At 44.9% G+C, this 26,026-nt stretch carries 25 protein-coding genes; 9 read left to right on the top strand and 16 right to left on the bottom strand.

What is annotated here, in order from left to right; genetic code table 11:
• Positions 1-58 precede the first annotated feature (58 nt).
• Together ACZ5ZC_RS04550 and lldD are read left to right on the top strand one after the other, a co-directional pair.
• Positions 59-1,750 carry an L-lactate permease gene (locus ACZ5ZC_RS04550; protein ID WP_048625381.1) on the top strand — a complete coding sequence of 564 codons (1,692 nt, stop codon included), beginning with the start codon at positions 59-61 and terminating at the stop codon, positions 1,748-1,750.
• 315 nt (positions 1,751-2,065) lie between these two features.
• The gene (gene lldD / locus ACZ5ZC_RS04545; RefSeq protein ID WP_005383962.1) at positions 2,066-3,205 is read left to right on the top strand and encodes an FMN-dependent L-lactate dehydrogenase LldD; all 1,140 of its coding nucleotides are present in this window, start codon (positions 2,066-2,068) and stop codon (positions 3,203-3,205) included.
• Positions 3,206-3,296: 91 nt separating this feature from the next.
• On the opposite strand, the gene ACZ5ZC_RS04540 is transcribed toward lldD, so the two are convergent.
• A complete protein-coding gene (locus ACZ5ZC_RS04540) occupies positions 3,297-3,644 on the bottom strand; it encodes a helix-turn-helix domain-containing protein (RefSeq protein WP_005375109.1) in 348 nt (115 codons plus the stop codon).
• Between the two features lie 300 nt (positions 3,645-3,944).
• On the opposite strand from ACZ5ZC_RS04540, the gene ACZ5ZC_RS04535 reads away from it, so the two are divergent.
• Complete coding sequence (locus ACZ5ZC_RS04535; RefSeq protein ID WP_046875767.1) at positions 3,945-5,048, top strand: mechanosensitive ion channel family protein; 1,104 nt, start codon at positions 3,945-3,947, stop codon at positions 5,046-5,048.
• A 72-nt stretch (positions 5,049-5,120) separates the two neighbouring features.
• On the opposite strand, the gene ACZ5ZC_RS04530 is transcribed toward ACZ5ZC_RS04535, so the two are convergent.
• The 6 genes from ACZ5ZC_RS04530 to ACZ5ZC_RS04505 all read right to left on the bottom strand — a co-directional run bounded on the left by ACZ5ZC_RS04530 (position 5,121) and on the right by ACZ5ZC_RS04505 (position 13,448).
• Positions 5,121-5,840 carry a carbonic anhydrase gene (locus ACZ5ZC_RS04530; protein WP_150917640.1) on the bottom strand — a complete coding sequence of 240 codons (720 nt, stop codon included), beginning with the start codon at positions 5,838-5,840 and terminating at the stop codon, positions 5,121-5,123.
• 394 nt (positions 5,841-6,234) lie between these two features.
• Positions 6,235-7,266, bottom strand: coding sequence for an L-threonine 3-dehydrogenase (gene tdh, locus ACZ5ZC_RS04525; RefSeq protein WP_005394871.1), 1,032 nt, complete (start codon positions 7,264-7,266; stop codon positions 6,235-6,237).
• Between the two features lie 44 nt (positions 7,267-7,310).
• Positions 7,311-8,504 (bottom strand): glycine C-acetyltransferase, encoded by a 1,194-nt coding sequence (locus ACZ5ZC_RS04520; protein ID WP_054866848.1) that lies wholly within the window; start codon positions 8,502-8,504, stop codon positions 7,311-7,313.
• A 212-nt stretch (positions 8,505-8,716) separates the two neighbouring features.
• Positions 8,717-11,047, bottom strand: a complete 2,331-nt coding sequence (locus tag ACZ5ZC_RS04515) for a putative bifunctional diguanylate cyclase/phosphodiesterase (RefSeq protein ID WP_464931420.1) — start codon at positions 11,045-11,047, stop codon at positions 8,717-8,719.
• Positions 11,044-11,976 carry a transporter substrate-binding domain-containing protein gene (locus ACZ5ZC_RS04510; protein ID WP_464931419.1) on the bottom strand — a complete coding sequence of 311 codons (933 nt, stop codon included), beginning with the start codon at positions 11,974-11,976 and terminating at the stop codon, positions 11,044-11,046. Before ACZ5ZC_RS04510 ends, ACZ5ZC_RS04515 begins: the two co-directional genes overlap by 4 nt.
• A gap of 62 nt (positions 11,977-12,038) precedes the next feature.
• The gene (locus ACZ5ZC_RS04505) at positions 12,039-13,448 is read right to left on the bottom strand and encodes an aminotransferase class V-fold PLP-dependent enzyme (protein WP_006741963.1); all 1,410 of its coding nucleotides are present in this window, start codon (positions 13,446-13,448) and stop codon (positions 12,039-12,041) included.
• Positions 13,449-13,989: 541 nt separating this feature from the next.
• Here ACZ5ZC_RS04505 and ACZ5ZC_RS04500 point away from each other — a divergent pair.
• Positions 13,990-14,505 (top strand): superoxide dismutase family protein, encoded by a 516-nt coding sequence (locus ACZ5ZC_RS04500; protein WP_005394862.1) that lies wholly within the window; start codon positions 13,990-13,992, stop codon positions 14,503-14,505.
• 30 nt (positions 14,506-14,535) lie between these two features.
• Here ACZ5ZC_RS04500 and ACZ5ZC_RS04495 read toward each other — a convergent pair whose 3' ends face one another.
• From ACZ5ZC_RS04495 to ACZ5ZC_RS04480, 4 genes are all read right to left on the bottom strand, one after another.
• Positions 14,536-15,909, bottom strand: a complete 1,374-nt coding sequence (locus ACZ5ZC_RS04495; RefSeq protein WP_464931418.1) for a sensor histidine kinase — start codon at positions 15,907-15,909, stop codon at positions 14,536-14,538.
• Positions 15,910-16,025: 116 nt separating this feature from the next.
• Positions 16,026-16,757, bottom strand: coding sequence for a response regulator transcription factor (locus ACZ5ZC_RS04490; protein ID WP_464931417.1), 732 nt, complete (start codon positions 16,755-16,757; stop codon positions 16,026-16,028).
• Between the two features lie 184 nt (positions 16,758-16,941).
• A complete protein-coding gene (locus tag ACZ5ZC_RS04485) occupies positions 16,942-17,637 on the bottom strand; it encodes a spondin domain-containing protein (protein ID WP_054866844.1) in 696 nt (231 codons plus the stop codon).
• Between the two features lie 9 nt (positions 17,638-17,646).
• Positions 17,647-18,330, bottom strand: a complete 684-nt coding sequence (locus tag ACZ5ZC_RS04480) for a spondin domain-containing protein (protein ID WP_054866843.1) — start codon at positions 18,328-18,330, stop codon at positions 17,647-17,649.
• 275 nt (positions 18,331-18,605) lie between these two features.
• On the opposite strand from ACZ5ZC_RS04480, the gene ACZ5ZC_RS04475 reads away from it, so the two are divergent.
• The 3 genes from ACZ5ZC_RS04475 to gloA2 all read left to right on the top strand — a co-directional run bounded on the left by ACZ5ZC_RS04475 (position 18,606) and on the right by gloA2 (position 20,500).
• Entirely contained in the window at positions 18,606-19,079 is a 474-nt protein-coding gene (locus ACZ5ZC_RS04475) for a hypothetical protein (RefSeq protein ID WP_054866842.1), read from the top strand.
• A 77-nt stretch (positions 19,080-19,156) separates the two neighbouring features.
• Positions 19,157-20,086: a LysR family transcriptional regulator gene (locus ACZ5ZC_RS04470; protein WP_042601221.1), complete on the top strand. Its 930-nt coding sequence runs from the start codon at positions 19,157-19,159 to the stop codon at positions 20,084-20,086.
• A 30-nt stretch (positions 20,087-20,116) separates the two neighbouring features.
• Positions 20,117-20,500: an SMU1112c/YaeR family gloxylase I-like metalloprotein gene (gloA2, locus tag ACZ5ZC_RS04465; RefSeq protein ID WP_054866841.1), complete on the top strand. Its 384-nt coding sequence runs from the start codon at positions 20,117-20,119 to the stop codon at positions 20,498-20,500.
• Here gloA2 and ACZ5ZC_RS04460 read toward each other — a convergent pair.
• From ACZ5ZC_RS04460 to ACZ5ZC_RS04440, 5 genes are all read right to left on the bottom strand, one after another.
• Positions 20,480-20,845 carry a hypothetical protein gene (locus tag ACZ5ZC_RS04460; protein ID WP_104970459.1) on the bottom strand — a complete coding sequence of 122 codons (366 nt, stop codon included), beginning with the start codon at positions 20,843-20,845 and terminating at the stop codon, positions 20,480-20,482. The two genes, gloA2 and ACZ5ZC_RS04460, sit on opposite strands and share 21 nt — an antisense overlap.
• Before the next feature lie 176 nt (positions 20,846-21,021).
• Positions 21,022-21,411, bottom strand: coding sequence for a cytochrome b562 (locus tag ACZ5ZC_RS04455; protein WP_005394852.1), 390 nt, complete (start codon positions 21,409-21,411; stop codon positions 21,022-21,024).
• Between the two features lie 155 nt (positions 21,412-21,566).
• The gene (locus ACZ5ZC_RS04450) at positions 21,567-22,319 is read right to left on the bottom strand and encodes a phosphatase (protein ID WP_046876136.1); all 753 of its coding nucleotides are present in this window, start codon (positions 22,317-22,319) and stop codon (positions 21,567-21,569) included.
• Positions 22,320-22,402: 83 nt separating this feature from the next.
• Positions 22,403-22,849, bottom strand: a complete 447-nt coding sequence (locus ACZ5ZC_RS04445) for an SRPBCC family protein (protein ID WP_464931416.1) — start codon at positions 22,847-22,849, stop codon at positions 22,403-22,405.
• A gap of 99 nt (positions 22,850-22,948) precedes the next feature.
• A complete protein-coding gene (locus ACZ5ZC_RS04440) occupies positions 22,949-23,872 on the bottom strand; it encodes a DMT family transporter (protein WP_167427766.1) in 924 nt (307 codons plus the stop codon).
• Positions 23,873-24,001: 129 nt separating this feature from the next.
• On the opposite strand from ACZ5ZC_RS04440, the gene ACZ5ZC_RS04435 reads away from it, so the two are divergent.
• Together ACZ5ZC_RS04435 and ACZ5ZC_RS04430 are read left to right on the top strand one after the other, a co-directional pair.
• Positions 24,002-24,892 (top strand): LysR substrate-binding domain-containing protein, encoded by an 891-nt coding sequence (locus ACZ5ZC_RS04435; protein ID WP_005394847.1) that lies wholly within the window; start codon positions 24,002-24,004, stop codon positions 24,890-24,892.
• Between the two features lie 125 nt (positions 24,893-25,017).
• Positions 25,018-26,022 (top strand): S1 family peptidase, encoded by a 1,005-nt coding sequence (locus ACZ5ZC_RS04430; protein WP_253652390.1) that lies wholly within the window; start codon positions 25,018-25,020, stop codon positions 26,020-26,022.
• The last annotated feature ends 4 nt before the right edge of the window (positions 26,023-26,026 follow it).

Raw genomic sequence — 26,026 nt, 5'->3', positions numbered from 1 at the left:
AGTCACCTCTACAGCGGATTGACACCGTTCGAGAAGTCAGCGTACGAAGGATGTACAAATGAGTGAAACCCTACTTGCCCTAGTGGCATTTTCGCCAATTGTTGTTGCCGCCATCTTATTGGTTGGTCTCAACTGGCCTGCTAAAAAAGCCATGCCTGTTGCGTTCGGTTTAACCGTCGCTATTGCCCTAATGTTTTGGGATATGTCAGCCAATCGCGTACTGGCTTCTGTATTCCAAGGGCTAGGCATTACTGTCTCTGTTTTATGGATCGTGTTTGGTGCCATCTTCTTGCTCAACACTTTAAAACACACTGGAGCGATCACCACTATCCGTAATGGATTTACCGATATTTCAGCTGACCGCCGTGTGCAAGCCATCATCATTGCTTGGTGTTTTGGCTCATTCATTGAAGGCGCATCAGGGTTTGGTACCCCGGCAGCAATTGCTGCACCACTACTGGTTGCAATCGGCTTCCCTGCGCTAGCCGCTGTCCTAATGGGCATGATGATTCAGTCAACGCCAGTGTCATTCGGTGCGGTGGGTACGCCAATCATCGTGGGTGTAAACAAAGGTTTAGACACGCATAACATCAGTGAGTCTTTGGCTGCACAAGGCGCAACATGGGAAATGTACCTGCAAGATATCACCGCGCACGTTGCTGTGATTCACGCTGTTGTAGGTACGATGATCCCTGTATTAATGGCGATGATGTTAACACGTTTCTTCGGCAAGAACAGAAGCTGGAGTGAAGGTCTGGATATTCTACCATTTGCTTTATTCGCAGGCGTCTCTTTCACTGTGCCATACGCGTTAACCGGTGTGTTCTTGGGCGCAGAATTCCCTTCACTAATCGGTGGTTTGGTTGGTCTTTCTATTGTTGTTACCGCAGCGAAAAAAGGCTTCTTAGTACCAAAGACTAAGTGGGATTTCGAAAGCGAAGACAAATGGCCTGCTGAATGGCTGGGCTCGCTAAAAGTCGATCTAAACGACAATCCAGGCAAACCAATGAGCATCGTAAAAGCTTGGGTACCATATGTAATGCTGGCGGTAATTCTCGTCGCAAGCCGCGTAAGTCCGGAACTGAAAGGCTTTGTACAAAGCGTAAGTTTGTCGTTCAGCAATATTCTTGGTGAGACTGGTGTGAGTGCCGCTATTCAGCCGTTGTACCTGCCAGGTGGCATCCTCGTGTTTGTCGCACTGCTTGCCGCAATGTTACAAAGTGGCAGCGTAAAACCATTGCGTGAAGCGTTTGGCGAGTCAAGCAAAACACTGATTGGCGCGGGGTTTGTCTTGGTATTTACCATCCCGATGGTTCGTATCTTCATCAACTCTGGTATTAACGGCGCTGACCTAGCAAGTATGCCGGTTACAACAGCGAACTTTGCCTCTGACCTTGTCGGTTCTGCGTTCCCAGCACTGAGTGCCACCGTTGGTGCGCTGGGTGCGTTCATCGCTGGCTCAAATACGGTTTCAAACATGATGTTCAGCCAGTTCCAATTCGAAGTGGCACAAACACTATCTATTTCGAGTGTGATTGTTGTGTCGCTTCAAGCCGTTGGCGCTGCCGCAGGTAACATGATTGCGATTCACAACGTTGTTGCCGCATCAGCCACCGTAGGCTTACTTGGCCGTGAAGGCGCAACATTGCGTAAGACGATTATCCCTACGTTCTACTACATTGTAATGACGGGCATTATTGGTTTGGTGTTGATTTACGGCCTCCAAATGACGGATGTCTTGATGAAGTAACGCGAAACGCAGGGTTTATAGCTCTGCCTAATTTGACACAGCTGTCAGCACTACTACCCCGACATGTTGATTTAGCTTGCGACATCAATCCCCCCGGCAGCTGTGTCATCCTTTCCAATTTGTATAACTGATTGAGTGATTTAACAAAATTTTTCAATCAATTATGTAAATGAGTTACCAACATCAGCAGTTCAAAAGTAAGTGAACCATAGGTAACTATACTCACTTTGATGCCTTCACTGCTTTGCGATGAAGGCTCAACGAAAGAGCAAATTGCTCCACAACTTTGCTTAGAATAACCGCTAGGACACCATTATGATTATCTCAGCTTCTACTGACTACCGCGCTGCCGCGAAAGCCAAGCTTCCCCCGTTTCTATTCCATTATATTGATGGCGGTTCTTACGACGAACGCACGCTGAAGCGTAATACTGACGATTTAGGTGATGTCGCTCTTCGCCAACGCGTCCTACGCGATATGACAGATTTGAGCCTAGAAACCGAGATCTTCGGTGAGAAACTGGCAATGCCAATCGCGCTAGCTCCTGTTGGTCTAACTGGTATGTACGCGCGCCGAGGCGAAGTGCAAGCAGCAAAAGCAGCCGAGAAAAAAGGCATCCCGTTTACTATGTCGACTGTTTCGGTTTGTCCGATTGAAGAAGTCGCACCTGCAATTGAACGTCCAATGTGGTTCCAGCTTTACGTGCTTAAAGACCGTGGCTTTATGAAGAACGTGCTTGAGCGTGCAAAAGCTGCGGGCGTAACAACGCTGGTGTTTACCGTTGATATGCCAGTTCCTGGCGCACGTTACCGTGACATGCACTCAGGTATGAGTGGTCCTAACGCAGCCATGCGTCGTGTATTCCAGGCGATGCGCCACCCAAGCTGGGCGCTGGATGTAGGTCTACTTGGTAAGCCGCACGACTTAGGTAACATCTCAACGTATCGCGGCGAACCAACAAAACTAGAAGATTACATCGGCTGGTTAGGCGCAAACTTCGACCCGTCTATCTCTTGGAAAGATCTTGAGTGGATTCGTGACTTTTGGGATGGCCCTATGGTCATCAAAGGCATCCTCGACGAAGAAGACGCGAAAGATGCGGTACGTTTCGGCGCGGATGGCATTGTGGTGTCTAACCATGGTGGTCGTCAGTTAGATGGCGTACTTTCAAGTGCTAAAGCACTACCAAGCATTGCAGATGCGGTAAAAGGCGATCTTAAGATCTTTGTTGACTCTGGTATCCGTACTGGTCTTGATGTGGTTCGTATGCTCGCGCTGGGTGCTGACTGCACACTGCTTGGTCGTTCATTTGTGTACGCATTGGCTGCACAAGGCGGCGCAGGCGTTGAAAACCTACTGGATCTGTACGACAAAGAAATGCGTGTAGCTATGACGCTTACTGGTGCGAAGTCTATCGCGGACCTTTCTCGCGATTCCTTGGTGAAAATCCCATAATCTTTGCAGGCGATTAAAAATAGAAACGAAAAAACGAGCCAAAATTGGCTCGTTTTTTATTGCTCTTCAACCCGATAATTTGACGAGCAAGCTAGCTTACTTGGTGAACGTACTCAATCACGACTTGGTTTCCGTCGATAAACACGTTACTGATATCGCCATCCACCGTCACACGATTTTGTAAATAAACCGTACCAGATGCAGATAGATCACGCTCCGTCAAAGACGGAATCACCTGACCAGGACGTACATGTAGCTGCTCGCATAGCTGTTTTACAAAACCTAGCGTCAGTGGAGAATTACCACGTAACAAGCCAGAAAACTCGTGTAGACTCAAACCAAGGCGCTTCGCCATTTCCATTTGAGTGATGTGCATTTTGGCTTTTTGTGACATCCAGATGTCGTAGAGCGCGTTTCGATCCAGCTCTGTAAATTCCATATCTGCCTCCGCTAATTCAAGAGCCAATACACTCTCACACTTACTTAAGATAAATGTTAGCGATAAGTCAGAGAAGTTATAATTGATCGTTCAAATATCAACGCACATCGGAGATGACGAAGCTCCGCACACGAATGGAACGGCGGCTCATCACCCAGTTTCGACCACTCACTTTTCACCTCACGAAATAGCCTACCTCAGGCGATTTATACATAAGTGAATGATTTAAAGGAAATCACTGGGGTGAAGGAGTAATATCTGCTACCTTTCCTTCCATGGTTCACTAGAAAGAAGTTACATATGTCACAGTGGTTTACCGATTTGCAAAGCTATATTGAAACATCTCATCAAGATTGGAGTGGGAGTGTCCTTTTCATTACACTCGCCAGCTTTATTGCTTGGATAGCTTGGCGACTGATCCGCTCTCGTCTCGCAGTACTAGTGGAGAAAACCCCTTTCCACTGGGATGACATGTTGCTTGACGCGCTAAAAGCGCCAGTCAGTACACTCATTTGGTGTTGGCCAGCAACCGTCTCTATCGGCATCATATTAGAGAGCGAGCTCAACGATAAAATAAACTGGTTAAGCACGCTGAAACTGATTTTGGTGATCAGTATATTCGTCTGGACCGTTATGCGACTCATCACCAATGTTGAAGAATACGTCCTAGAACAAAAAAACCGAGATGAAACCACAGTGCAAGCGATAGCTAAAGTCGCGCGCTTGTTCTTTATTACCGTCGGAATTCTCACTGTGATGCAGGCGTTTGGCTTGTCACTGTCAGGATTGCTCACCTTTGGTGGTGTCGGTGGTTTAATCGTTGGTTTAGCGGCGAAAGATCTGCTGTCGAACTTCTTTGGCGGCCTTATGATCTACTTCGATCGTCCGTTTAAAGTTGGCGACTGGATCCGCTCTCCAGATCGCCAAATTGAAGGTACGGTAGAGCGAATTGGCTGGAGAATGACCATCATACGAACTTTCGACAAGCGTCCTCTTTATGTGCCAAACTCTGTGTTTAGCAACATAGTCGTAGAAAACCCATCTCGCATGCTAAACCGACGCATCTACGAAAAAATTGGACTTCGTTACGACGACGCCGAAAAAATGCCGCAAATCATTACAGCGGTGAAAGAGATGCTTAAGAATCACAAAGATATTGATGCACGCCAAACGCTTATCGTCAACTTCGATACGTTCGGTCCATCGTCACTGCATTTCTTCATTTATACCTTCACAAAAACCGTGAATTGGGTGAGATACCATGAGGTTAAACAGGATGTTCTTCTTCAAGTAATTAACATCATTAAAGAACACGAAGCAGATATCGCCTTCCCAACTCAAACACTCAAGCTCGACCCAGTTCAAATGATAAAAGCTGAAGAGCAAGAAGATCACGGCTTCTAATTTCCATCAATACCAATAACAAAGCCCGCTTTATTCAAGCGGGCTTTTTCATTTTTTATTTGCTTGGATTGGTTAGTGTTGCATTAACACCATACGAGCATTCAATGGTTGGATGGGACGATTGTTTTCCCCCATCACTGTCGTAAACGCTTTAATCTGCTCAGGGGAAATGGTTTGTGCTTCTTTCATCACTAACCAACGAACCCCTTCAGAGCATGGTGGTGTCGTTAGTGAGCCATTAAAGCGATAATACGCTTTGTCTTTTGGAAGCAACGCATCCGCTTCAAATGGCAATTTAATCTCTACACCTTGATCTTTACTTGGTATGTTTGCTAGTAACTTCGCTAAATCTGGGTTCGCTTTTCCGGATTGAAAAAACACGGCCACAACCGCCAAATGGCCAGTTGTATCAGCATGCACAAAGTGCGCTTCTAATGGGTATTCTTTGCCATCCACATGGTTTTCTGACGGAGTATGGAAGTGGAACTGCTTTAACGTGAATGCATTGCCATCAATCAACAGTGTGTTGTCACCCTCTAGGCTGGTTTGCAGGGTGTGGCCGTTATTGAGCAATGAGATTGCTTTGCCATGGTAGTCGAACTGTAATTTGTCTAACTTCGCTTCTGCTGCGGAGACAATATTAATTGGGCTTTGGTTTTGACCTTTGGAACATTCAGACGCAAACTCGCCCCAATGCTCAGGCCCGTGACTCCCCTCGTAACCCCAGCTTGCTGCGTAAGCTGTTCCTGTAAATACCAACGCCAAACCTAGAGCTGCCAGTGACTTCTTCATAGTTTTCCTTATTCCTTCAAGTTAAATGTTGTGAAAACAAAACCATACTAATCGCACAGAATTAAGCGGGAATAGAGTGAAAACTATGATTACAAAAGTTTTTTGGAATAGATGCCTCTAGTTATGCAATTGATATGATTCTCAAAATTGAACATCAACGATTATCGAGTCGGTATAAGTGCCAGCTGGTGGGGTGTTTTTTTGTACAAGAAAGATTTGTGGTATTGCCCTAAATCACTTGGAACTTCAGGCTGGAAATGTTGCTGTGCATGATCTAGAAAAAAGACTATGGACATTTGTAAAATGAGGGCTATATGTTCTATGTTACCGCTTATGTTTACAACATATCGCTAAAAAAAACGCCCCTTTCGGAGCGCTTTCTTATTTGAGCAGATTATTCCCAGTCAAGGATAACTTTTCCAGACATGCCTGAACGCATGACATCGAAGCCTTCTTGGAAGTCATCAATCTTGTAGTGGTGCGTAATAATTGGTGATAGATCCAGACCAGATTGAATCAGTGAAGCCATCTTGTACCATGTTTCGAACATTTCACGACCATAGATGCCTTTGATAACTAGGCCTTTGAAGATCACTTGGTTCCAATCAATGCCCATATCTGATGGTGGAATACCGAGTAATGCAATACGACCACCGTGGTTCATTGTGGTTAGCATTGAGTTGAATGCCGCTGGGTTACCAGACATTTCTAGGCCTACGTCAAAGCCTTCTGTCATGCCTAGTTCAGCCATTACATCTTCAAGCTTCTCTTCAGCAACATTTACTGCGCGTGTTACACCCATTTTACGAGCTAGCTCTAAACGGTACTCGTTTACGTCTGTGATAACCACATGACGAGCGCCGACGTGTTTCGCAACTGCGGCGGCCATGATGCCGATTGGGCCAGCACCAGTGATGAGCACGTCTTCACCGACTAGATCGAAAGAAAGCGCAGTGTGTACCGCGTTACCGAACGGGTCGAAGATCGATGCTAGATCGTCAGAAATCTCGTCAGGGATCTTAAACGCGTTAAATGCAGGAATCACTAGGTATTCTGCAAATGCGCCTTCACGGTTTACACCCACACCGATCGTGTTGCGACACAAGTGAGTACGACCGCCACGACAGTTACGGCAGTGACCACAAGTTATGTGACCTTCACCAGATACGCGGTCACCAATTTCAAAGCCACGAACTTCCTGACCAATCGCAACCACTTCACCCACGTATTCGTGACCGACAACCATAGGAACTGGAATTGTCTTTTGTGACCATTCGTCCCAGTTGTAGATGTGTACGTCTGTACCACAGATAGCGGTTTTCTTAATTTTGATCAGAATATCGTTATGGCCAACTTCAGGTTTATCAACCTCAGTCATCCAGATGCCTTCTTCAGGCTTTAGCTTTGATAATGCTTTAATTTTCATAATGTAACCTTAATTAAAGGCCCTATTATCTAGGACCTAGAGTCTTAAATAAGACCCATGTCCTTACCAACTTCGATGAACGCATCAATTGCACGATCTAGCTGCTCACGAGAATGCGCTGCTGACATTTGAGTACGGATACGCGCTTGGCCTTTTGGTACCACAGGGAATGAGAAGCCGATTACGTAGATGCCTTTCTCTAGTGCTCGTTCAGCAAATTCTGCTGCCACTTTCGCATCACCTAGCATGATTGGAATGATCGCATGGTCAGCGCCGCCCATTGTGAAACCAGCAGCTTCCATACGTGCGCGGAAGTGTGCTGCGTTTTCCCATAGACGGTCACGTAGGTCACCGCTCTCTTCTAGTAGATCTAGAACTCGGATAGAAGCGCTTACGATTGCTGGTGCAACAGAGTTAGAGAATAGGTATGGACGAGAACGCTGACGTAGCCAGTCAATCACTTCCGCTTTACCAGACGTGTAACCGCCTGAAGCGCCACCCATTGCTTTACCTAGCGTACCTGTAATGATGTCGATACGGTCAACCACGTTGTGGTATTCGTGCGTACCTGCACCCGTTTTACCCATGAAGCCAACCGCGTGAGAGTCATCAACCATGGTCAGTGCGCCGTATTTTTCAGCTAGGTCACAAATAGCCGGAAGGTTCGCCACTACGCCATCCATTGAGAACACACCGTCAGTAACGATAAGAATGTGGCGTGCGCCTGCTTCTTTCGCAGCAATCAGTTGTTGCTCTAGCTCTTCCATGTTGTTGTTTGAGTAACGGAAGCGCATTGCTTTACATAGACGAACACCGTCGATGATTGACGCGTGGTTTAGTGCGTCTGAAATAATTGCGTCTTCTTTACCGAGAATGGTTTCAAACAGACCTGCGTTTGCATCGAAGCAAGAGGTGTAAAGAATCGTATCTTCTTTACCTAGGAACTTAGACAACTTCTGCTCAAGCTCTTTGTGGATGTCTTGAGTACCACAGATGAAACGTACTGAAGCCATACCAAAGCCGTGTTCGTCCATACCCGCTTTACCCGCTTCAATTAGCGCAGGATGGTTAGCAAGACCAAGGTAGTTGTTTGCACAGAAGTTTAATACTTCTTCATCGGTAGAGATTTTAACAGCCGCTTGCTGCTGAGACGTGATTACGCGCTCTGATTTGTAAAGACCTTCAGCCTTCACTTCTTCAATTTGCTGCTGAATCTGTTGGTAGAATGCAGAAGACATTTGAAATTCCTTCCTGGTTATTTTGGCGAGTATTTACTCGTTTAGAATTAGGTTGAGCCTTTATGTGACGGGCATCACGGGCTATCACTCATCAATTAATTGTAGTGTAATTCAAGGAAGGAAGAAGGATTATCCCTTAAGGTGGAAAAGCATTAATGAATTCAAGGCACGAATTCAATTAATGCTTTCCTATAATATTGTAATAAAAGGAGTTATCGCCCAGTTGGTTGTTTAAGTAGTGCTTCAAAGTCTTTGGCTGGTAACGGGCGGCTATAGTGGAAACCTTGCCCGAACTCACAGTTTAAGTCTTTTAGATAATCGACATGACGCTGTTCTTCAATGCCTTCAGCAACAATCTTAAGGTTCAGTGCTTTCGCCATTGCAATGATCACGTTGACGAGCTCACGATCGGAGTCGTTTTCGAACATATTTTGCATAAAGCTGCGATCAATCTTAAGGCGATCGAACGGAAATTTCTGTAAGTAACTCAACGCAGAATAGCCAGTACCAAAGTCATCGATGGTAAGCTTAGTGCCTAACGCTCTTAAGTTATTGAGCATGTCTAATAGTTCTGAGTCGTGATTAAAGAGAAGGCTCTCTGTCACCTCAATATCGAACTTATCTGATGGAAGACCAGACTCCTCAAGGCTCTTCTTAATAAACGCAAGTAAGCGATCACAATACCTAAATTGAACACTGGAGAAATTCACAGAAACAAACAGCGGCGTCAGACTTTGCCATTGCGCCGCTTGGCGGCACGCTTGCTGGATAGCGAATTCACCAATTTGATGAATCAAGCCATTTTTCTCAGCAATAGAGATAAACTCTTCAGGATTTACGAATCCGTACTTCTCATCATTCCAACGCATTAACGCTTCTGCGCCAACAATTTTATTACTGCTCAGCTCAATAATAGGTTGATAATACAACTCTAGTAATTGGCTGGAGATGGCATTTCTTAGTCGATTTTCCAAATCCAAATAGCGTTGCAAGTCTTGGTTCATATTGTGGTTATAAAAGCAGAAGGCATCGCGTCCATCTTGCTTCACGCGATACATCGCCATGTCAGCACAGGCGAGGAGCTGCTCGGCATTATCTCCATCATCCGGAAATACAGACATTCCGACGCTGCTACTCAAGAAGAATTCATGGTTGTTCCATACAAATGGATCGTTAAACGCCGAAAGCACGCTTGAAGCAACGCGCTTCGCGGTGTCGTTGTCAGGCAAGTCAGGAATCACTAATAAAAACTCATCCCCACCAATTCTCGCCAGTAAGTCTGTTTTTCTCGCGACTTGATGCAGTCGTTGAGCACTAAGTTTAAGGATCTCGTCGCCAACAAAGTGACCCATTGAATCGTTAATCTGCTTAAAGTGGTCTAAATCAATAAACATGACCAATACTTTTGAACCACTACGTGACGCTCGAATCAACTCCAAAGCCAGTCTCTCAGAACCGTAGCTACGATTAGGCAAGTTAGTCAACGTATCGTATTTAGCTTGGAAGGCGAGTTCTTTTTCAGACGCTTTTCGGCGTTCAATTTCGTTAGTTAGTTTTCGGTTCTGTTGAGAAAGTATGTCTTTTCGCTTTTTCTCTTCTTCAAGTTTAATTTTCAATTCAATTCTATTATTGTTTGTGATGAACGCATAACACAGCGCAATAACAACCATAACAGCAAGAATACTCAAACCGAGAATGAAGATCCGTGATGTGAAAATATCTCGCTCACTCAAAGGCTCAAACCAAGCCATAAGTTTGAAGTGATGTTTTTCAACAGGCACTTCAAAATATATTTTTCCATCAACGGCTTCAGATATTAAATAATTCTCATCTTTATTATGAGAAGACGTTTTATTTATTGTATCCCATACGACCATCTCAACGTCTTTTATTTTGAGCACCAGCCGGCTATAACTGTCTTCGTGCTCTTGATTAGTGAGCTGATCAATAACAATGTTTTTATTGAGATCTGCAATTAGAAAGGCAACTGGCTTTCCAGAGAACTTGACTTGCTTAATGACTTGAATACGCACGTCGTCGTTATATCGAGTTGCACAAACCTCTTCGGGATGCCCATGTTGAGTCATTAAGGTTTGGAGATCCATCTTCTGCTCTATGTTGTCTTCAGAGCCCGTCGTGACAATCGTTGTGCCATCACTGCCTACCAGTGTGAGCTTTTTATAGATTTGGCTGCTATTAATTAACTTACCATCTATCTTTTCATCGAAACGACGCTTCAAGTTAATTAAACTCGCTCCTAATCCGTACTCCATTGACATGCCAGAGGCTAAATTAGCAAAGAATGTTTGTACTGTTTTATCTGTAGATAAATTATCAACATCTTCACTAGCAATGGTAAATAAATTATCGAGTGTGCTTGCGTAACTTTTTACTTTTAAACCAAGTTCCCTATGTTGGGATTCTTTTAATTTATTTTGTCCCAAACTTGTCACAACAATAAGCATAGCTAAATAAATAGAGACTAATATTGCGCTTATTGCAATAAATTTTTTACTGGATATTTTTTTAACGGCCTTTTTCATCGGGTTTTCTTACTATCTTCTATGAAGTAATCGTTATAAAAGTAGTAAATAGATGGATAGTATTTTTTTACTAATTTTTCGTAGGTTCCATCTTTCTTTATTGAATCTAAATAACGATCAAATGCTTTGCGTAATTCCGGCGAGCTTTTACGGAATGCAACAGCCATTTTCTGATTTTCGGATACTGGACCAATGACTTTTATTTCACCTGGCCATTTTTCTAATGCAATTAACGTATCGGCGACGTCTAGTAATGTGCTTTCCGCATCATTTTTCATTATCGCTGGCACCATCTCATTAAGAAGACGAGCCCCATCAGGCAGTATGACTTTTGCGCCTGTGTCATATAAGTCATAAAGGTTAGGGTCCAAACAAGAGTGCTCCAACGCTAACACTTCGCGACCATGAATAAGCTGCTTGACGGTTTTTACATCTTCATCAACCGACCCACTTGGTTTAATCGGACTCAGCGTGGAATCTGTTCTGGAAACTAACCAAACACCTGACGGGAAGTAATCTTGTGAAAAGTCTAAAACTTCAGAGCGCCAGTCAAGAATGGTAACGCCATTTGCGATCAAGTCACCCTCGATTGGAACACTTTCTCCCACAACGGCTTGCTTATTATGGTATTGAACATCTTGGCCCGTCAGCTTACCGACCATATCGCTCCACTGAGCTGGAACATATTGGTACTTAACGCCCAACGACTTGGCAAAGCCTTTTACTATCTCTACATCTAAGCCAGTCAAGGTTTCCACTTCACCTTGTTCAATATAAGAAACGAAGTTAGCGTACGGCACACCAATATGGCGCAACACTCCGCGATCACGGATCTGTTGTAAGTCGTCTGACCAAGCGGAAGAGGACATAACAGAGGCCGCCATAAGCGCCATCGCCGCTAAAGTTCTTTTGAATGTTTTGACTGACATAATAATATCCTTACCTTTCACAAAGCGCCCAATAACGGGCGCTTGAGTGATAAACAACGATGTTAGAACGACGAGTAATACAAATTCGTCATCGCCACCACGAGCCCTTCAACATCCTGCTCGTCATGGAACAAGTGCGTGGAGATACGGAGTGCGTAAGTATCAAAGTCATCATCTTTATGCAGCTTAAAGCTGGTTGTTCGAATGATGTAGCCATATTCTTCACGCAGACGATCTCTGAATTCAGTCAATATGTCTTCATTCGTCACATCAGAGAATGGGTTAACTGTGGTTAAGCCGCTCGTTAAACCTTCCACGTTTGGCGAGTACATTTGGGCTTGTGGCAAGTACTCTTGTAGTAAGGTTTTACACAAACTACCAAGACTTAGAACACGTTCCTCAATGCGGTCACGACCAATCTCATCCCACATTTTGCAGCTATCAACTAACGCTTGTTTCGCAGGATAGTTGTCGTTCCCGATGTACTGCATCTGTAACTGCTTGCCTAAGTAATCCGCATGAGAAAGTGAAGAGTTGATCAACCACAACGGGTTTTCACGATCACTCCAATACTCATTCAAGCGATTGGCGTTATCACGTACGTACAAAATACCGGTTGCGCCAGGACCACACTGCCATTTGTGACCAGAACCTGCATAGAAATCACAGTCCATATCATGGAAATCGAGGTCAAACATACCGACAGTATGCGCTCCATCTACAAGCGTAGGCACACCATATTCTTTCGCTAAAGCACAAATGGCTTTGGCTGGTAACGCCGTTCCCGTTTTATAGGTGATATGAGAGAACATGATGAGGCGAACGTTTTGATGCGCATCAAGCGCGTCGCGGAAAGCTTGGATGTAATCTTGTTCAGAAACGTCTTCAGTACCGGTAAATACTGGTAGTTGAATTTCAACAACATCGACGCCAAAACGATGTTTTGCGACGTTCATCGGTGATGTTGCTGCCATATGCTCATGGTGCGTCGTTAGAATCACATCGCCTGGTTCAAAGTGTAAGCCGTTAATGATCGAACATAGACCATCAGTAGTATTGCGGCTGAGAATGATCTCTTCTGGGTTCGCACCAAAGCCAGGCGCTACTTCTTGAACCATCTCAGAGACATAAGGCCAAGAGCCAAATTTGCCCTTCATATCCCAAGGATATTTAGCCACCAACTTGTTGTTATGCTCGTAATCTTGAAGAACTTGTCTTGGCATAGAACCCGTTGTGCCAATGTTCATGTAAGTCGTACGTTTATCCAAAACGAACTGTCGTTGCACTTTACGCCAAAAGCGCTTATCGTGTTTTCTACCTAGCCCGCGGCTGCTCCAATCAATTTTCTGTTCTCGTGCTTGAACTGCGCCCGAGAAAGCGGAAGCACTCACACCAGCAACAACAGCTCCTGTTGCGCCTTTCAGAAAATTACGGCGGCTGCTATTAGTCTGAATAGATTCCTTGTCTTTCATCTTTTTCAATCCTTGTCGGAAATTAGCCATATTATTAATTTTAAGTGCGTAACTATCTGTTACTAAAACATTATTACCCATTAAAACCAGAGTTTAATTTTTTCCTCTGCTATTAAGTGACTTTAGTTCCAATTTTTTATCTTATTTGATGATATAAGCAACAGTTTGACCACAAACCTATAAACAACCATATTCACATTAAAATATTCATTAAATTGATTATTTTTTATAGAAGACAATTCCGACAACTTCTTTATAAAACAATTATGAGCTTTGTTATAAAGTCATTAAAAATTTAACTTTGCGTTAATTTAAAAATATTCAGGCTATTTTTTGATTGACGTCTATTCTTTTTATATCTGAACAATCTCAATATGTTAAGTCTTAATAAAGGAGAACTGGTTTCGCAGATAGATACCAGTTTAAGACCATAGAGTGAGACACATCACTCTCTGACATAAACCCACCGCTCAACAGACATAAGGAAGAGAAGTTTTCACTAATATGTGCTTGAGCGTACAACCAAAAAGAAGGAAGTCCCATGTTAAAAGGATTGCTATGCATTTCAGTTGCTGCCACTCTCGTAGCCGCTCCTAACGTACTTGCGCAGACTGTAGCGATGACCGATCTCAACAGCAAGAAAAGCGCTGGCACCATTGAGATTTCACAAAGTGACTATGGCGTGGTATTTATGCCTCAGTTATCAGGTTTGTCATCAGGGGTGCACGGTTTCCATGTTCACACCAATCCATCGTGCGATAGCGCGGAGAAGAATGGCAAAACCGTCCTTGGCGGTGCAGCAGGTGGTCACTATGACCCCAGCAACACAGGGAAACATGGCTACCCTTGGACCGATGACAATCATTTAGGCGACCTGCCTCCACTCTACGTGGACATGGATGGCAATGCTAATCAGCCCGTTGTCGCGCCTCGCCTAAAATTATCAGATTTAAAAGGCCGAGCATTAATGATTCATGCTGGTGGTGACAATCATTCCGACCATCCTGCTAAATTAGGCGGCGGCGGTGCGCGCGTTGTATGTGGCGTTATTAAGTAGTCATTCGATAAGCCAAATTCGCGCTTCTCCTCAAGTAGCGAGAAGTGCGAATTTTTGTTGATACTCAGTGTCCGTCTCACACGTCTCTAAGTAGCTGTGGTGCAACATTAAAATTGACTGCACTATCTTTGTACCAATTCCTAATGCGCCACCGACGGCATCTTTATCAATTCGGTTGACAAAAGTGAACAGGATTCGCGACTTATCCTCACTCAAATGCGCTTGGCAATGCACTTCCGAGCCGATTGGGCTGTGGCGCAACGCATTTTCAAGCAGGTTCAATACCAACCGCTCTAAGAGTCCTTTATCACCCACAGTTTGAATCTCGCTATCGATATCCACTTTCAACACCACTTCTTTACGAGAAAACTGGCTCTGCATCGTCTCGGCACATTCTGCCATCAACGCGCCAAGATCTATGGGGCGGTATTCGTAGTTTGGCATTGGTTCCTCTTTACGCGCGGCGTCTAATAAAGAATGCAATTGAGTTGAGAGCTTCTCACAATTTCGGAACGCGACATCAATCAGCGGATCGGATCCCGGATGCTGCAAACGCCACGTTTCCAGATAGCCAAGCACGCTCGATAACGGCGTTTTTAAGTCATGACTGAGCTGCAATAAGCTTTGACGGCGATGAGAAGACTGATACTCCAACTGTAAAAACTGCTGCTGAATGTGCTTCGCCATCATCTGATAAGAGTGCGCAATCGGCACGAGCTCCGGCACTTGGTAAGTAAAGTCAGGTTGCAGGTGAAAATCATGTTCGGCTTGCTGTTGAAGTTGCTTGGTCACACGCTCAATCGGGTTCAATAGGCTACGTTTGACCAGCACATAAGCCCCGAGAGCAAAGCCTAAAATGGACACTAAGACCAATCCTGCCAGCGCGATGTAAGGGGTATCGACTTGCGCATTGGCAATGGCGTCATGTCGGGTACTGCCAATCACCACATAAAGATAACCGACCGTAGAGCCTAGTTCCTCTATCGCCGCAACAGAAAACACTTTGTGTTCACCGCGATTACGAGGATCTTCGCCTAATATGGGAAGCGGTTCGTTGTTTAAGAATTGCTGAATGGGGTTCAGATCCACCGAGTCCATAAGCTTTGCCCCATCTGGCGCAGCATGGGTGGTGATATTGCCTTGGCTATCGAGGAAGTAGATTTCAAAATCAGGGCCAATCAGCATGAGCGTGTGAAAGATCGACTTTAGCGCTTTAGGGTTGTAATCCGTCCCGATCATCAGCGGATTATCATCACGCATGTGGCTGGCTAGCTCTTTGTGCAAACTTTGCTTAGTGCGTAACTCGATGGTTTCTTTTTGCCAATTGTAAGTCAGTGCAATCACCACCGCCGCGAGGCAGAACCACAAGCTAGTAAATACTACCAAGCGAGATTTGAAGCTCATCCTATCGCCTCCTTAAACAGCGGTGTTTCTGAAACACCCGTGATGATTGAACAATGACGGTGAAAACAACTGCCAACCTACTGTCTTGGCTTGATGTTTTGACTTACTTTCTTGCATTAGTGTCTTGGTTGAAACTTATATCCAACACCCCACACGGTTTGAATGAAGTGATGATCAGAATCAGACAAAGACAACTTGCTGCGTAAACGGTTTATGGTGCTACACACCGTATGGTGATAACCAGAATGACTGGTGTTCCAAACGTGATCGAGCAATTCATCTTTACTGTAGACTCTGCCCGGACGAGTCGCGAGAAACTGCAGCAAAGTAAACTCTGTCGCGGTAAGAGTGACATCCTTGTCGTTTAGGGATACTTGGTGCAACTCCGGAATGATTCTCAGCGGACCAAAATCCATCGCATCGTCGAGGGCTTCATTTGCTACTTTGACTTCTGCGGTTTGGCTGACTCGGCGCAGCACGTTTCGCACTCGCGCTTGGAATTCTAATACGCCAAATGGCTTGGTAATGTAATCATCCACTCCCGCTTCTAAACCGTCAACCTTGTCCATTTCACCGTCTCTGGCTGTCAACATAAGCACAGGGCTCCAATCTTGTTGCTGACGCAAATAATGGCAGATGTCTAGGCCATCACCATCTGGCAAACCTCGGTCAAGGATCAATAAATCAAAGGGGTGTTGCTGATATTGTGCTTTAGCATCGGCGACATTTGTGGCTCGCGACACTTGGTGTCCTTGAAACTTAAGATGCATCTGAACCAGTTCTGCCAAATCATCGTCATCTTCCACCAGTAAAATCTTCGCCGATAAATAGCTAGCTTGTCGTTCCATGATCCTTTCCCTAACTTACGTAAAGCCACTCTGCACATGACCGGAACAAACTAACATTTCTTTCATATCACCAAGTGCTCCCTTACTGCTATATTCAGCGAGTATCACCTTAGGTAATAAAAAGGTTCCGATGACGCCATAAGGGATAAAGCGCTTTGGAAAGGAGACGTCATCGGAGCCTGTGTTACTCGACTCGAGTGATGGTGACTTTCGCACCTGGGTTCAAGAAACGATGGTTCGCAGAGAGTGCTGAGTTTGCTAATCCATCATCTTGGCTAACTACCCCCGCATGGAAGGCAACAACGTCATTGCTGTCATTACGAGCGGCATTGAAGCCCTCACCGCCACCTGCTGGGCCCGGAATGGTTGCGGCAAGTTCATCGTTCAGTTCCGTGCCAGAATCCCAAACGTTCATGCTCATTTCATAACTTTCACCCACTGCGAGCGATTTGAGCGATAGCCCCGTTTCGCCAACAAAGGCATCGTTGGTATTCACGAACATAGACGCCACAGACAAGTAACCGTAACGACTAGGGTCAACCGTGATGGTGACTTCGTCCGCTGCACCCGGCAACACCAATCCATTACCCGAAATACCTTGGTAAACACTGTCATTGCTGTTAATCAATTCAATCAGCTCAGCGTTACTGCCGCCTTCGGCGAGATGCTCAAGTTCAACAGATGCCGCTTGTCCAATTTCAAACAATTGGTAGTCACCATTGTGAGTGAGTACCGCAAGCGGAGACATTGGTTGATTCGCAGTCAAGTTCGCCACGTTGACGGTGTAGCGGTACGATTTCACTATGTCGTTATCATCATCGCTTGGACAACCGGCGAGCAAACCGACTGAAGCTGCTACTAGTAAGATTCTGACTTTCATACATCCCCCTTACTTCACAACGATTGTGATGGTTGCAACTGGGTTTAACCAACGATGGCTGCTGCTATCTAGGTCACTGATGCCGCCGGTTGGATCGCTATCACCAAGGTTACCCGGATGCACGTGGACTTTATCGTTAGTTACCGTTGCTTCAACGCCTGTGCCGCCAGTACCAAAGGTAATGAAAGGTGGGTTTGGCATGCTAGACGCAAGCTCATCGTTCGCTTCTGTACCAGCATCGTAACTTCTTAGCGTTGCTCGGTATGTACCCGCTTCCGTTGGAATCTTCCAGCTATCCAGACCGACGAAGCCATCATTGGTTGGCAGCAACATAGCGCTCAGAGAAAGATAACCGTGGTCACCACTGTCCAAAGTGAAGGTGGTTGCAACACCCGGATTCAAAATACCACCAGCAGGATTCTCAACCACCACACCACCAGCGTTACCAATCACACTAGCAAGACCAGAGATATCACCGCCTTCTGCCATTGCTTCTAGTTCTGGCGTTGCTGCTTGACCCGTTCTGAACATTTGAAGGTCGGAGCCATGTGCAGCAACAATAAGTGGCGTAAAGTAGATGCCTTTGGTTGCGTTTGTCACGGTGATTTCCAATTCCGCCGCATTCACTGATGCAGAGCCTAGTGCCATAGCGACTGAAGTCATGACGAGTCCGAGCTGGGTACGTTTTTTCATTGTGATTCCATCCTTTAATGAGGGTTGAACTACCCAAGCCCATCTGTACGGCTTTACTTCTTTGTTCGTGACTTGAGTAGGTTAAGCATTGCGTTTCGAACGTTTTGCGTTCTTGCCTCTAAGAATGACGAGCAAATCTATCAGCAACTTCATCGAATTCTCATAAAATTCTCACAAGTTCTGTTCGAATTCTGTCAGCAGCACTTTTTGTATTTACACTTCGCGCTCTCGCCTCCTACAATGCGGAATTCCCTGTTTAAATCACTATTCTCACCATGATTCATAACGTTCTGTCTGCCTACTATGGCGAAATCTACGGCATCGCTTTTTTCAACCACTACTTGAGCCATTACGCCCAAAGTGAACAACAAACACTGTGGCAAACCTTGATTGAAGTGGAAGAGCTCACCGCAGAAAAGCTCAGACCTGTACTGCTGACAGATGGCATGGATATCGAAAGTCGACACCACGAGATGCTGGATAAAGGCTTGGCAGATGCAACCAAGTGGATTGGTTTACCATGGCAAGAGTTGGTGGCGACTCTTTTGAAGTGGGTGGAGCCTTATGAGGTTAAGTATCGAGAGTGGCATGAAGAAGTGAAAGCTTCACAGCAGTATTCAACCGCTGAGCAAGAAGCTATCGAGTTAATTGCAGACCACGAAACGGCCATTTATCACTGTTGGCAGCAATACCATACTGGTGAATCTGGCTTGCCTGCACTCCATGCATTTTTGGCAAAATATCGTTAAAGCGAGACGGTGACACTTGAACCTCGTGAAACCGTACCAGACAATATCGTTATTCCGCTGCGCAGAACTGAACAATTATGGTTAATCCAAAACTCATTGCCCTACTTCCTGATCTTGCTTCGTTTATCTTAGTGGTAAACGAAGGCAGTTTTACCGCTGCAGCCAAACAACTCGGCGTGACGCCATCGGCTTTAAGTAAGTTGATCACCCGACTAGAGCAAGCCCTCTCGGTGAAACTGTTTGAGCGCACGACTCGTAAATTGATCATCACTCAAGCTGGGCAAAAGGTTTACGACCAAAGCATCGCAATGGTGAATGCCGCGCAGCAAGCCGTTGAGCTATCAGCGGAAGATCATGCCGAGCCAACAGGCGCACTCACAGTGGCAGCCCCCGAAGCATTTCTTAATTCGGTGCTTCAACCGTTTGTATTGCCATTCCTAGAACGTTATCCAAATATTCAGCTTAAACTGCGTGCAGCAGATGGTGAGATCGATCTGTTCCGCCAAGGTATTGATGTCGCATTTAAGCTTACCGATAAACCCGATGAGAACCTGGTACTCAAAGAGATCAGTAAGACCAATCTTGTTTTGTGTGCCTCTCCAGATTACCTCACCAAACACGGTATGCCTGAGCACCCAACCGAGCTTGAACAGCACGATTGTATTTACCTTGCCGAGAACGACAAAGACAACATCTGGTCGTTCTTTAAAGAGGAAGCCTTTCATTCGATCGCAGTAAGTGGACGCTACGCCGTCAACCACTCTCAAATGCGCTTGAACGGGGTTAAGTCTGGCTTGGGAATTGGGATCTTCCATGACTTCGTGATCAAAGACGCGTTAGAGCAAGGAGAAGTGGTGGAGGTATTGCCGGATTGGATGATCAAGAGTAACTACCACGGCGCTATTGCGATGCAGTATGCACAAACCAAATATATGCCTGCTCGCCTGCGCGTGTTTATCGACTTCGTTAAGGAGCATTTAGTCTCCGAGGACACTAACCATGCTTGAGGATACGAGCCATGTTTGAAGAGGTTAACCATGTTTAATGCCATTCATCACGTTGCGATCATTTGCAGTGATTATCCAAGGTCAAAACGCTTTTACACCGAATTGTTAGGGCTAAAAGTCATTGCTGAAAATTACCATGAAGCCAGAGACTCCTACAAGCTTGACCTCGCTTTATCTGACGGCAGCCAAGTTGAATTGTTTAGCTTTCCGGACGCACCAGAGAGACCGAGCTTTCCTGAAGCTCAGGGGTTACGCCACCTTGCTTTTCAAGTGGATGATGTCGAGCATGTTAAAGAATATTTAGAGACGAGAGAAATTGAGGTAGAGCCCATTCGCATCGATGAATTTACAGGCAAAGCGTTTACCTTTTTCAAAGATCCAGATGGCTTGCCGCTAGAAGTTTATCAACGCTAACTTTGGTGGGGCACGAGGAACTGGCGTTTCAAATCGTACACTTAGAGCCAAAAAAGTGTAGCTTTCAGAAATGACCAAGCTCAGTTGTGGAAGTATTGGTGTAGTTGGAAGTGAATCATGATGAAAAGTCGAAAAGTGGCTAAAAGGACAAGGTTTGCCTTTATGGCTGACGGCATTGTCACTTTCTTCAATTTGAACCAATTCAAAACCATTAAGCGTGCATAGCGTCGCCCACACGCCCATGCTGTTACCATGAGCATTGATAACAGGCATCAGCGTCACTAGCACCCAGCTTAGAGTACTAGCAAATAGCATGGAGCGATAAAAAGGAATTGATCTACGCATAACGGTGACTTAACAAATTTCATTCAGCGTAACTAATTCTGAGTGCTAGCTCAAAAACAGGATCAATAAGTGGTTGCCACCTCACAGCTTTTCTTCAATAACGCAATTGACAGACACAAAAAAGCCCACCAAAACGGCAGGCTATTTTCATATTCTATTGTCAGCTTTTATCGCGATTAGCCGAACAGCTTACTCCAAATACTTGGGTTACGCTTGTCGTGGTATTCTTCACGTAGGCTATCAATTTCACGTAATTGTGCTTTCGCGTCTTGCAGGTTACCAGCGTCTAAGTCTGCTTCAATCTTGTCTAACGTTACCGTTAGTTTATTAAAGCCTTCTAAGTAGGTATCGAATTTCTCTGGTGGATAGTTACCGCGCTTAGATTGCTCGACGATTGCTTGCAAGCTATCAATTGCAGACTTCATGGTTTCAACATCCGACGCTTCTGCCGCCTGTTTGAATTCCATCTTCATCTGCTTCATGTTTTGTTTTAAATCAACCGCTTCCGCCATTGCGTATGTTGAGCCAAACGCAATCGCACACCCTAGGACTAAAGGACGTAACATTTTCACTTCTCCATTTATAGTGCCGAATTCTGTGTCGGCTTTATTTACCCAAATAACCCACGCCATAAAAGGCGACAAACTAGCTTAGTTGAGTATTTCCGGGTCGCAGTGTAAAGCAATCTTACGCCAGGTGCATACCTAAAATGTAATCAAGTTTATGCGTTGCGAATGTCGTCATACTCTGGAATTGGCTTACGGCCTCTCAGAGCTAAGAAAGACAAAAACTGCTGAGCGGTGTGAGTAATCACTTTTTTGCTATCGATACCCACTTTATCCATTAGCTCTCCAACCAAATCCAGATTACCAACATCATGACAGAAATGCGCATCACTTCCCGTTGTGAAGAAGACACCGAGATCTTTACCGATTTGTGCAATCTCGTGGCAACGGTCTACGCTACCCACTCGGCTATTCCCTTTTAGCGTGGTGTTATTGATTTCAATCGCAACATTATGCTCTTTCGCGCACGTTAAAACGGCCTGAAAATCAAAGTCGAAATTTGGATTCCCAAGATGGCCAAGCGCATCAATACGACCGTTTTGAATCACATTAATGAGCGCTTCCGTATGAGTTTCTTTGTTTGCAGGACGAAAAACAGGTTCATGGAAACTTGCAATAACCCAATCTAGGTTACGATCGACACTCAGCGGAATATCGATGTCGCCTTCGGTATTAAGAATGTTGGATTCCACACCCCGAATGATCGCGATACCGTCCAAAAATCGAGGCAGGATTTTTTGGTTGGAGAAAAACCAGTAATGCGGCGCGCCCGGCATTGATTCTGCGTGATCGGTAGTACAGAACATATCCAAGCCGTTCTCTTTCGCCAATTTTGCATTTTCAATCAAGGTGCTGTACGCATGACCACTGGCGTACGTATGTGTATGGGTATCAACTTTAAATTCCATCATCCACTCTCTTAGGTGCGCTATCTTGCGTGCTATTGTATACCTACACGTGACGTACCGTCAGCCCAAGATGAGTATCATACTTAAGCTTGCTCCTCACTGATGGCTTTTATTAGGGGCAACGCTTTTTCCCATCCGTGATTAAACATAGAAACAAAGTCGCTGTGCGTATGAATGGTGACATTGAGTAACAAACGATCACTATTGGTGTCGATCTGATAGATCTCTCGTGATCCAATCCACCTAGATGCTAAATCCCCATCCAATTGCTGCCTATTATCCGGATTAAAAATAGCAATGTGATGAAATTCAAGATGCTGTTGCGGTTGCACGATATCGATAGTCGCTCGCGTTCCGCCCATATCGGGATCAAAAAAAGTGATGTCTTGCCCTTCTTCCCATATCCCATCAAATTGAGACTGGGGTGAGAAAGCCTGTGCCCAGCGTTTGTATAACTCAGCATCGGTTAGCACTTCCCACACCCGTTGCGGTGTAGCTGAAATCTCAACGTAATAATTTAGCGTAAGCATTATTTCTCTCCCTGAACCTTTCTTGACGCTAGTTCATTGTCAGAAAAAATCAAACCTCACCTCTGATTTGCCTTACTTAATCCTCTATTTTCCGACAGGCTAAGAAGTTCTCGCTTGTAACCTACCACCACGATGCGCCGTAAAACGAACCCAACATGTGTTCAGTATGGTTGCGAGCACGATTAAACTCATCCCGATAATTTGGCTTTGACTCATTCGGTCATCGAAAAACGCACTCTGCCAAACCGCGGTGAACAGTAGGTTAGTAAAAATAAGTGGTGCAAGTTGAGAGCCGCTGCTTGCCAGTTGATACGCTTTGGAGCGGAAAACTTGGGTGTTAATGATCATCAGGGACATCACACCGAGCCACAGCATATTAGAAGAAACAGTAGATTCCATCACATTGGCTTTGAGGAAAACATCGATGTCGTTAAACAACGTTAGCGGTAACAGAAATACGGCAGCAAACCCAAACGCCCAAAAGTTGATTTCTAATGGCGACATATCAGTTTTACTCACTTTATATAGCGTAAGCTGAGAGCCGGAATTGAAGAGTCCACCAGCTAGACCGAGTAATAAATCCGAGCGCCAAGTAAACTCCCCACCAACTCCCGCCAACATAACCACTCCAGTAAACGCCATTGCTAAAGCCGCCAATGTTGAAACGCGAATGTGGCCTCCCATAAACAGCTTTTCAACCAAAGGAATAAATAATGGGCCAGTGGCAAACAATACCACCCCTTCTACCAGCGTTAACGTTTGTAATGACGCGATGAAACACAACTGTGATAAGCCGATACAAAAGGCGCGAAGCAAAATCGATTTTAACGTCCCAGCTTTAGGAAAGGTAAGATTTTTGAAACGAAGTAAGACAAGCAAAATAAGTGCAGGAGCCAAAAAGCGTAAGAAACTAAACAGTGTGACGGAAAGTTCACCTGTCAACTGCTTTGCTAACAACCCAGTAACAGATAAGCTTAACGTAGACATCAGCATGAAAAGAATAGATTTATTTACTGCATTCATTCGATACTCCTTAATATATGGAGTATTTTATGAGATATCACTTATTGTAAATAGCGAGTAATATTAACCATTAATGTAAGAAAAACTTACAGGTTAACTTATCTCTCATCATGTTACGGTTTCTAAAATATGCGTAAATTAGTCCCTCTAAAATCCATCTATGCATTTGTCGCTGTGGCGGAATCTGGCAGCATGACAGAAGCAGCGCAGATATTAAGTGTGAGTCATTCGGCGGTGAGTCAGGCGATAAAATCACTGGAGACTCAGGTCAACAAACCTCTGTTTGATCGCGTAGGCAGACAAGTTCAACTTAATGCTGACGGTAAAAAATATTATCGAAAGGTTGCGCCAGCTTTAGAACAAATTGTCGATGCCACAGAAGCGCTAATCCAAGACCAAAACTTGCAACGTATTACGCTTAATATGGTGAATTCCTTGGCGCTGCATTGGTGGATTCCGCGAATGTCGAGTTTGCAGGACTTTGCTCCGCAATTAGACGTTCGTTTATCAAACCTGTCTGGCAGGTTTAATCTAGAGCAAGAAGGTATCGACGCTGCCCTCGTGCATGGAAACACCGAGGAATGGCAAGATTATTACTGTGAAAAGCTCAGTGAAGATGAACTGGTTTTGGTGTGTAGCCCTGAATTGATAGCTAAGACGAATGACTCAAATATAGCTCAACTGTTAAAGCAGTATCCCATCATTGAAGTCACTAACGAACGAAGAAAAAATGACTGGAACGTGTGGCAGAATGCGACTGGCATCCTGCGACCTAAAAGCAAAAAAACAATCACTTTTAATATGTCGATACAAGCCGTGCAGGCGACGACTCGTCGTTTAGGCTTATTGGTGACTCATCGCTTGTTTGTGAAAGATGACATCAAATATGGCCAGTTAATCGAGCTGGGTAAACCCGTCATTAATCCTAACCAACAGTTTTACTTTGTTTGCCCACCACACAAGCTAAAGCTGGAATCGTTTCACCTTCTGCGCTCGTGGTTGCAACAATCATTCAATTAAAGAAACCTTTTGTTAAGCACATTCATTGAAAAATTAGTATAAAGTTAGAAAGAGCACTTTTCATCCAAGGATGGTTTATGAAGCGGTATCAAATATGGTTAAGCGTACTCTGCCTCACAGTACCCATGAGTGCAGTCGCTGAAAGTGAAGACGCTCATTCAGAGCAAGGCATCTCAACGGCAATCATAGGCGGCCAGCAAGCCACTCAAAATCAATTGCCCTTTTTCGCACGACTCATTCTACACAAAACTGGCGCTAATCAATTTGCCAACATCTGTGGCGGCACGATTGTTAATGACCGCTTCATTTTAACCGCCGCTCACTGTGTAGAGCCGAGTGTTTTTTCTGACGGATGGACAATCAATGATCTACGAGTTTTAGTAAAAAACCCGACAATGAATGATGTGTTTGTTGAAGAATTCAAAGATGTTCGCTCTATCGTCATTCATCCAAATTACGAGCCTAGTGATTTATGGATTAATGATATCGCCGTACTTGAACTTACCCACCCGATCACCGACAACGTTCAATCCATTACGTTGCCGCAAGATTTTGGTGATTACAGCAGCCAATCGGTTTATCAGATATTCGGTTTAGGGCAAACCTCGACCAACGATGAAAATGGACCAAGTTATTTGCGATGGGCGGAAGTAAAACCACTCACCGATGCGCAATGTGCTTCTTTAGTGACCGGGTTTAATGCTCAAGAAAGCTTATGTGCCAATGGGTTTCCTGAGCGCAGTTATACCGGTATTTGTAGCGGTGACTCTGGTGGCCCTCTCACCTATCAAGACAATAACGGAATGTATCAACAAATCGGTATTGTAAGCTATGGTTCTTCTGTTTGTGAATCCGCTGCGATTCCGAGTGTGTTTACTGAGGTTCTAAATTACACAACATGGATTGAAGCCCAAACCAGTTCGGGAGTGAAGACTCGTTACAATGCCCTCTTAGCAAGCACAGAAGATTATCATAGTGAAGGTGATTCCGGCTTTGAACCAGAAGATACCAACACATCTGGCTTTGAGGACAATGGCAGTAGTGGTGGCGCACTTGGCGCAGGGATGATCATGCTTGGAGGCTGGTTTGGTTGGCTAAGACGCCGAAGAAATTATTCGCGCTCCAAATAGCTTC

Source organism: Vibrio sp. JCM 18905 (assembly GCF_055393305.1).
This window is presented reverse-complemented; position numbering and strand designations above follow the sequence as displayed.

What these genes read in the sequence shown, in the direction of transcription:
- gloA2 (WP_054866841.1), top strand. Translation starts at nt 20,117, where the DNA reads ATGTTTAATGCCATTCATCACGTTGCGATCATTTGCAGTGATTATCCA.
- ACZ5ZC_RS04520 (WP_054866848.1), bottom strand. Translation starts at nt 8,504, where the DNA reads ATGTCTTCTGCATTCTACCAACAGATTCAGCAGCAAATTGAAGAAGTG.
- ACZ5ZC_RS04515 (WP_464931420.1), bottom strand. Translation starts at nt 11,047, where the DNA reads ATGAAAAAGGCCGTTAAAAAAATATCCAGTAAAAAATTTATTGCAATA.
- ACZ5ZC_RS04500 (WP_005394862.1), top strand. Translation starts at nt 13,990, where the DNA reads ATGTTAAAAGGATTGCTATGCATTTCAGTTGCTGCCACTCTCGTAGCC.
- ACZ5ZC_RS04490 (WP_464931417.1), bottom strand. Translation starts at nt 16,757, where the DNA reads ATGGAACGACAAGCTAGCTATTTATCGGCGAAGATTTTACTGGTGGAA.
- ACZ5ZC_RS04475 (WP_054866842.1), top strand. Translation starts at nt 18,606, where the DNA reads ATGATTCATAACGTTCTGTCTGCCTACTATGGCGAAATCTACGGCATC.
- ACZ5ZC_RS04430 (WP_253652390.1), top strand. Translation starts at nt 25,018, where the DNA reads ATGAGTGCAGTCGCTGAAAGTGAAGACGCTCATTCAGAGCAAGGCATC.
- ACZ5ZC_RS04530 (WP_150917640.1), bottom strand. Translation starts at nt 5,840, where the DNA reads ATGAAGAAGTCACTGGCAGCTCTAGGTTTGGCGTTGGTATTTACAGGA.
- ACZ5ZC_RS04455 (WP_005394852.1), bottom strand. Translation starts at nt 21,411, where the DNA reads ATGTTACGTCCTTTAGTCCTAGGGTGTGCGATTGCGTTTGGCTCAACA.
- ACZ5ZC_RS04440 (WP_167427766.1), bottom strand. Translation starts at nt 23,872, where the DNA reads ATGAATGCAGTAAATAAATCTATTCTTTTCATGCTGATGTCTACGTTA.
- ACZ5ZC_RS04535 (WP_046875767.1), top strand. Translation starts at nt 3,945, where the DNA reads ATGTCACAGTGGTTTACCGATTTGCAAAGCTATATTGAAACATCTCAT.
- lldD (WP_005383962.1), top strand. Translation starts at nt 2,066, where the DNA reads ATGATTATCTCAGCTTCTACTGACTACCGCGCTGCCGCGAAAGCCAAG.
- ACZ5ZC_RS04485 (WP_054866844.1), bottom strand. Translation starts at nt 17,637, where the DNA reads ATGAAAGTCAGAATCTTACTAGTAGCAGCTTCAGTCGGTTTGCTCGCC.
- ACZ5ZC_RS04495 (WP_464931418.1), bottom strand. Translation starts at nt 15,909, where the DNA reads ATGAGCTTCAAATCTCGCTTGGTAGTATTTACTAGCTTGTGGTTCTGC.
- ACZ5ZC_RS04450 (WP_046876136.1), bottom strand. Translation starts at nt 22,319, where the DNA reads ATGGAATTTAAAGTTGATACCCATACACATACGTACGCCAGTGGTCAT.
- ACZ5ZC_RS04435 (WP_005394847.1), top strand. Translation starts at nt 24,002, where the DNA reads ATGCGTAAATTAGTCCCTCTAAAATCCATCTATGCATTTGTCGCTGTG.
- ACZ5ZC_RS04505 (WP_006741963.1), bottom strand. Translation starts at nt 13,448, where the DNA reads ATGAAAGACAAGGAATCTATTCAGACTAATAGCAGCCGCCGTAATTTT.
- ACZ5ZC_RS04445 (WP_464931416.1), bottom strand. Translation starts at nt 22,849, where the DNA reads ATGCTTACGCTAAATTATTACGTTGAGATTTCAGCTACACCGCAACGG.
- ACZ5ZC_RS04470 (WP_042601221.1), top strand. Translation starts at nt 19,157, where the DNA reads ATGGTTAATCCAAAACTCATTGCCCTACTTCCTGATCTTGCTTCGTTT.
- ACZ5ZC_RS04510 (WP_464931419.1), bottom strand. Translation starts at nt 11,976, where the DNA reads ATGTCAGTCAAAACATTCAAAAGAACTTTAGCGGCGATGGCGCTTATG.
- ACZ5ZC_RS04550 (WP_048625381.1), top strand. Translation starts at nt 59, where the DNA reads ATGAGTGAAACCCTACTTGCCCTAGTGGCATTTTCGCCAATTGTTGTT.
- ACZ5ZC_RS04480 (WP_054866843.1), bottom strand. Translation starts at nt 18,330, where the DNA reads ATGAAAAAACGTACCCAGCTCGGACTCGTCATGACTTCAGTCGCTATG.
- ACZ5ZC_RS04540 (WP_005375109.1), bottom strand. Translation starts at nt 3,644, where the DNA reads ATGGAATTTACAGAGCTGGATCGAAACGCGCTCTACGACATCTGGATG.
- tdh (WP_005394871.1), bottom strand. Translation starts at nt 7,266, where the DNA reads ATGAAAATTAAAGCATTATCAAAGCTAAAGCCTGAAGAAGGCATCTGG.
- ACZ5ZC_RS04460 (WP_104970459.1), bottom strand. Translation starts at nt 20,845, where the DNA reads ATGCGTAGATCAATTCCTTTTTATCGCTCCATGCTATTTGCTAGTACT.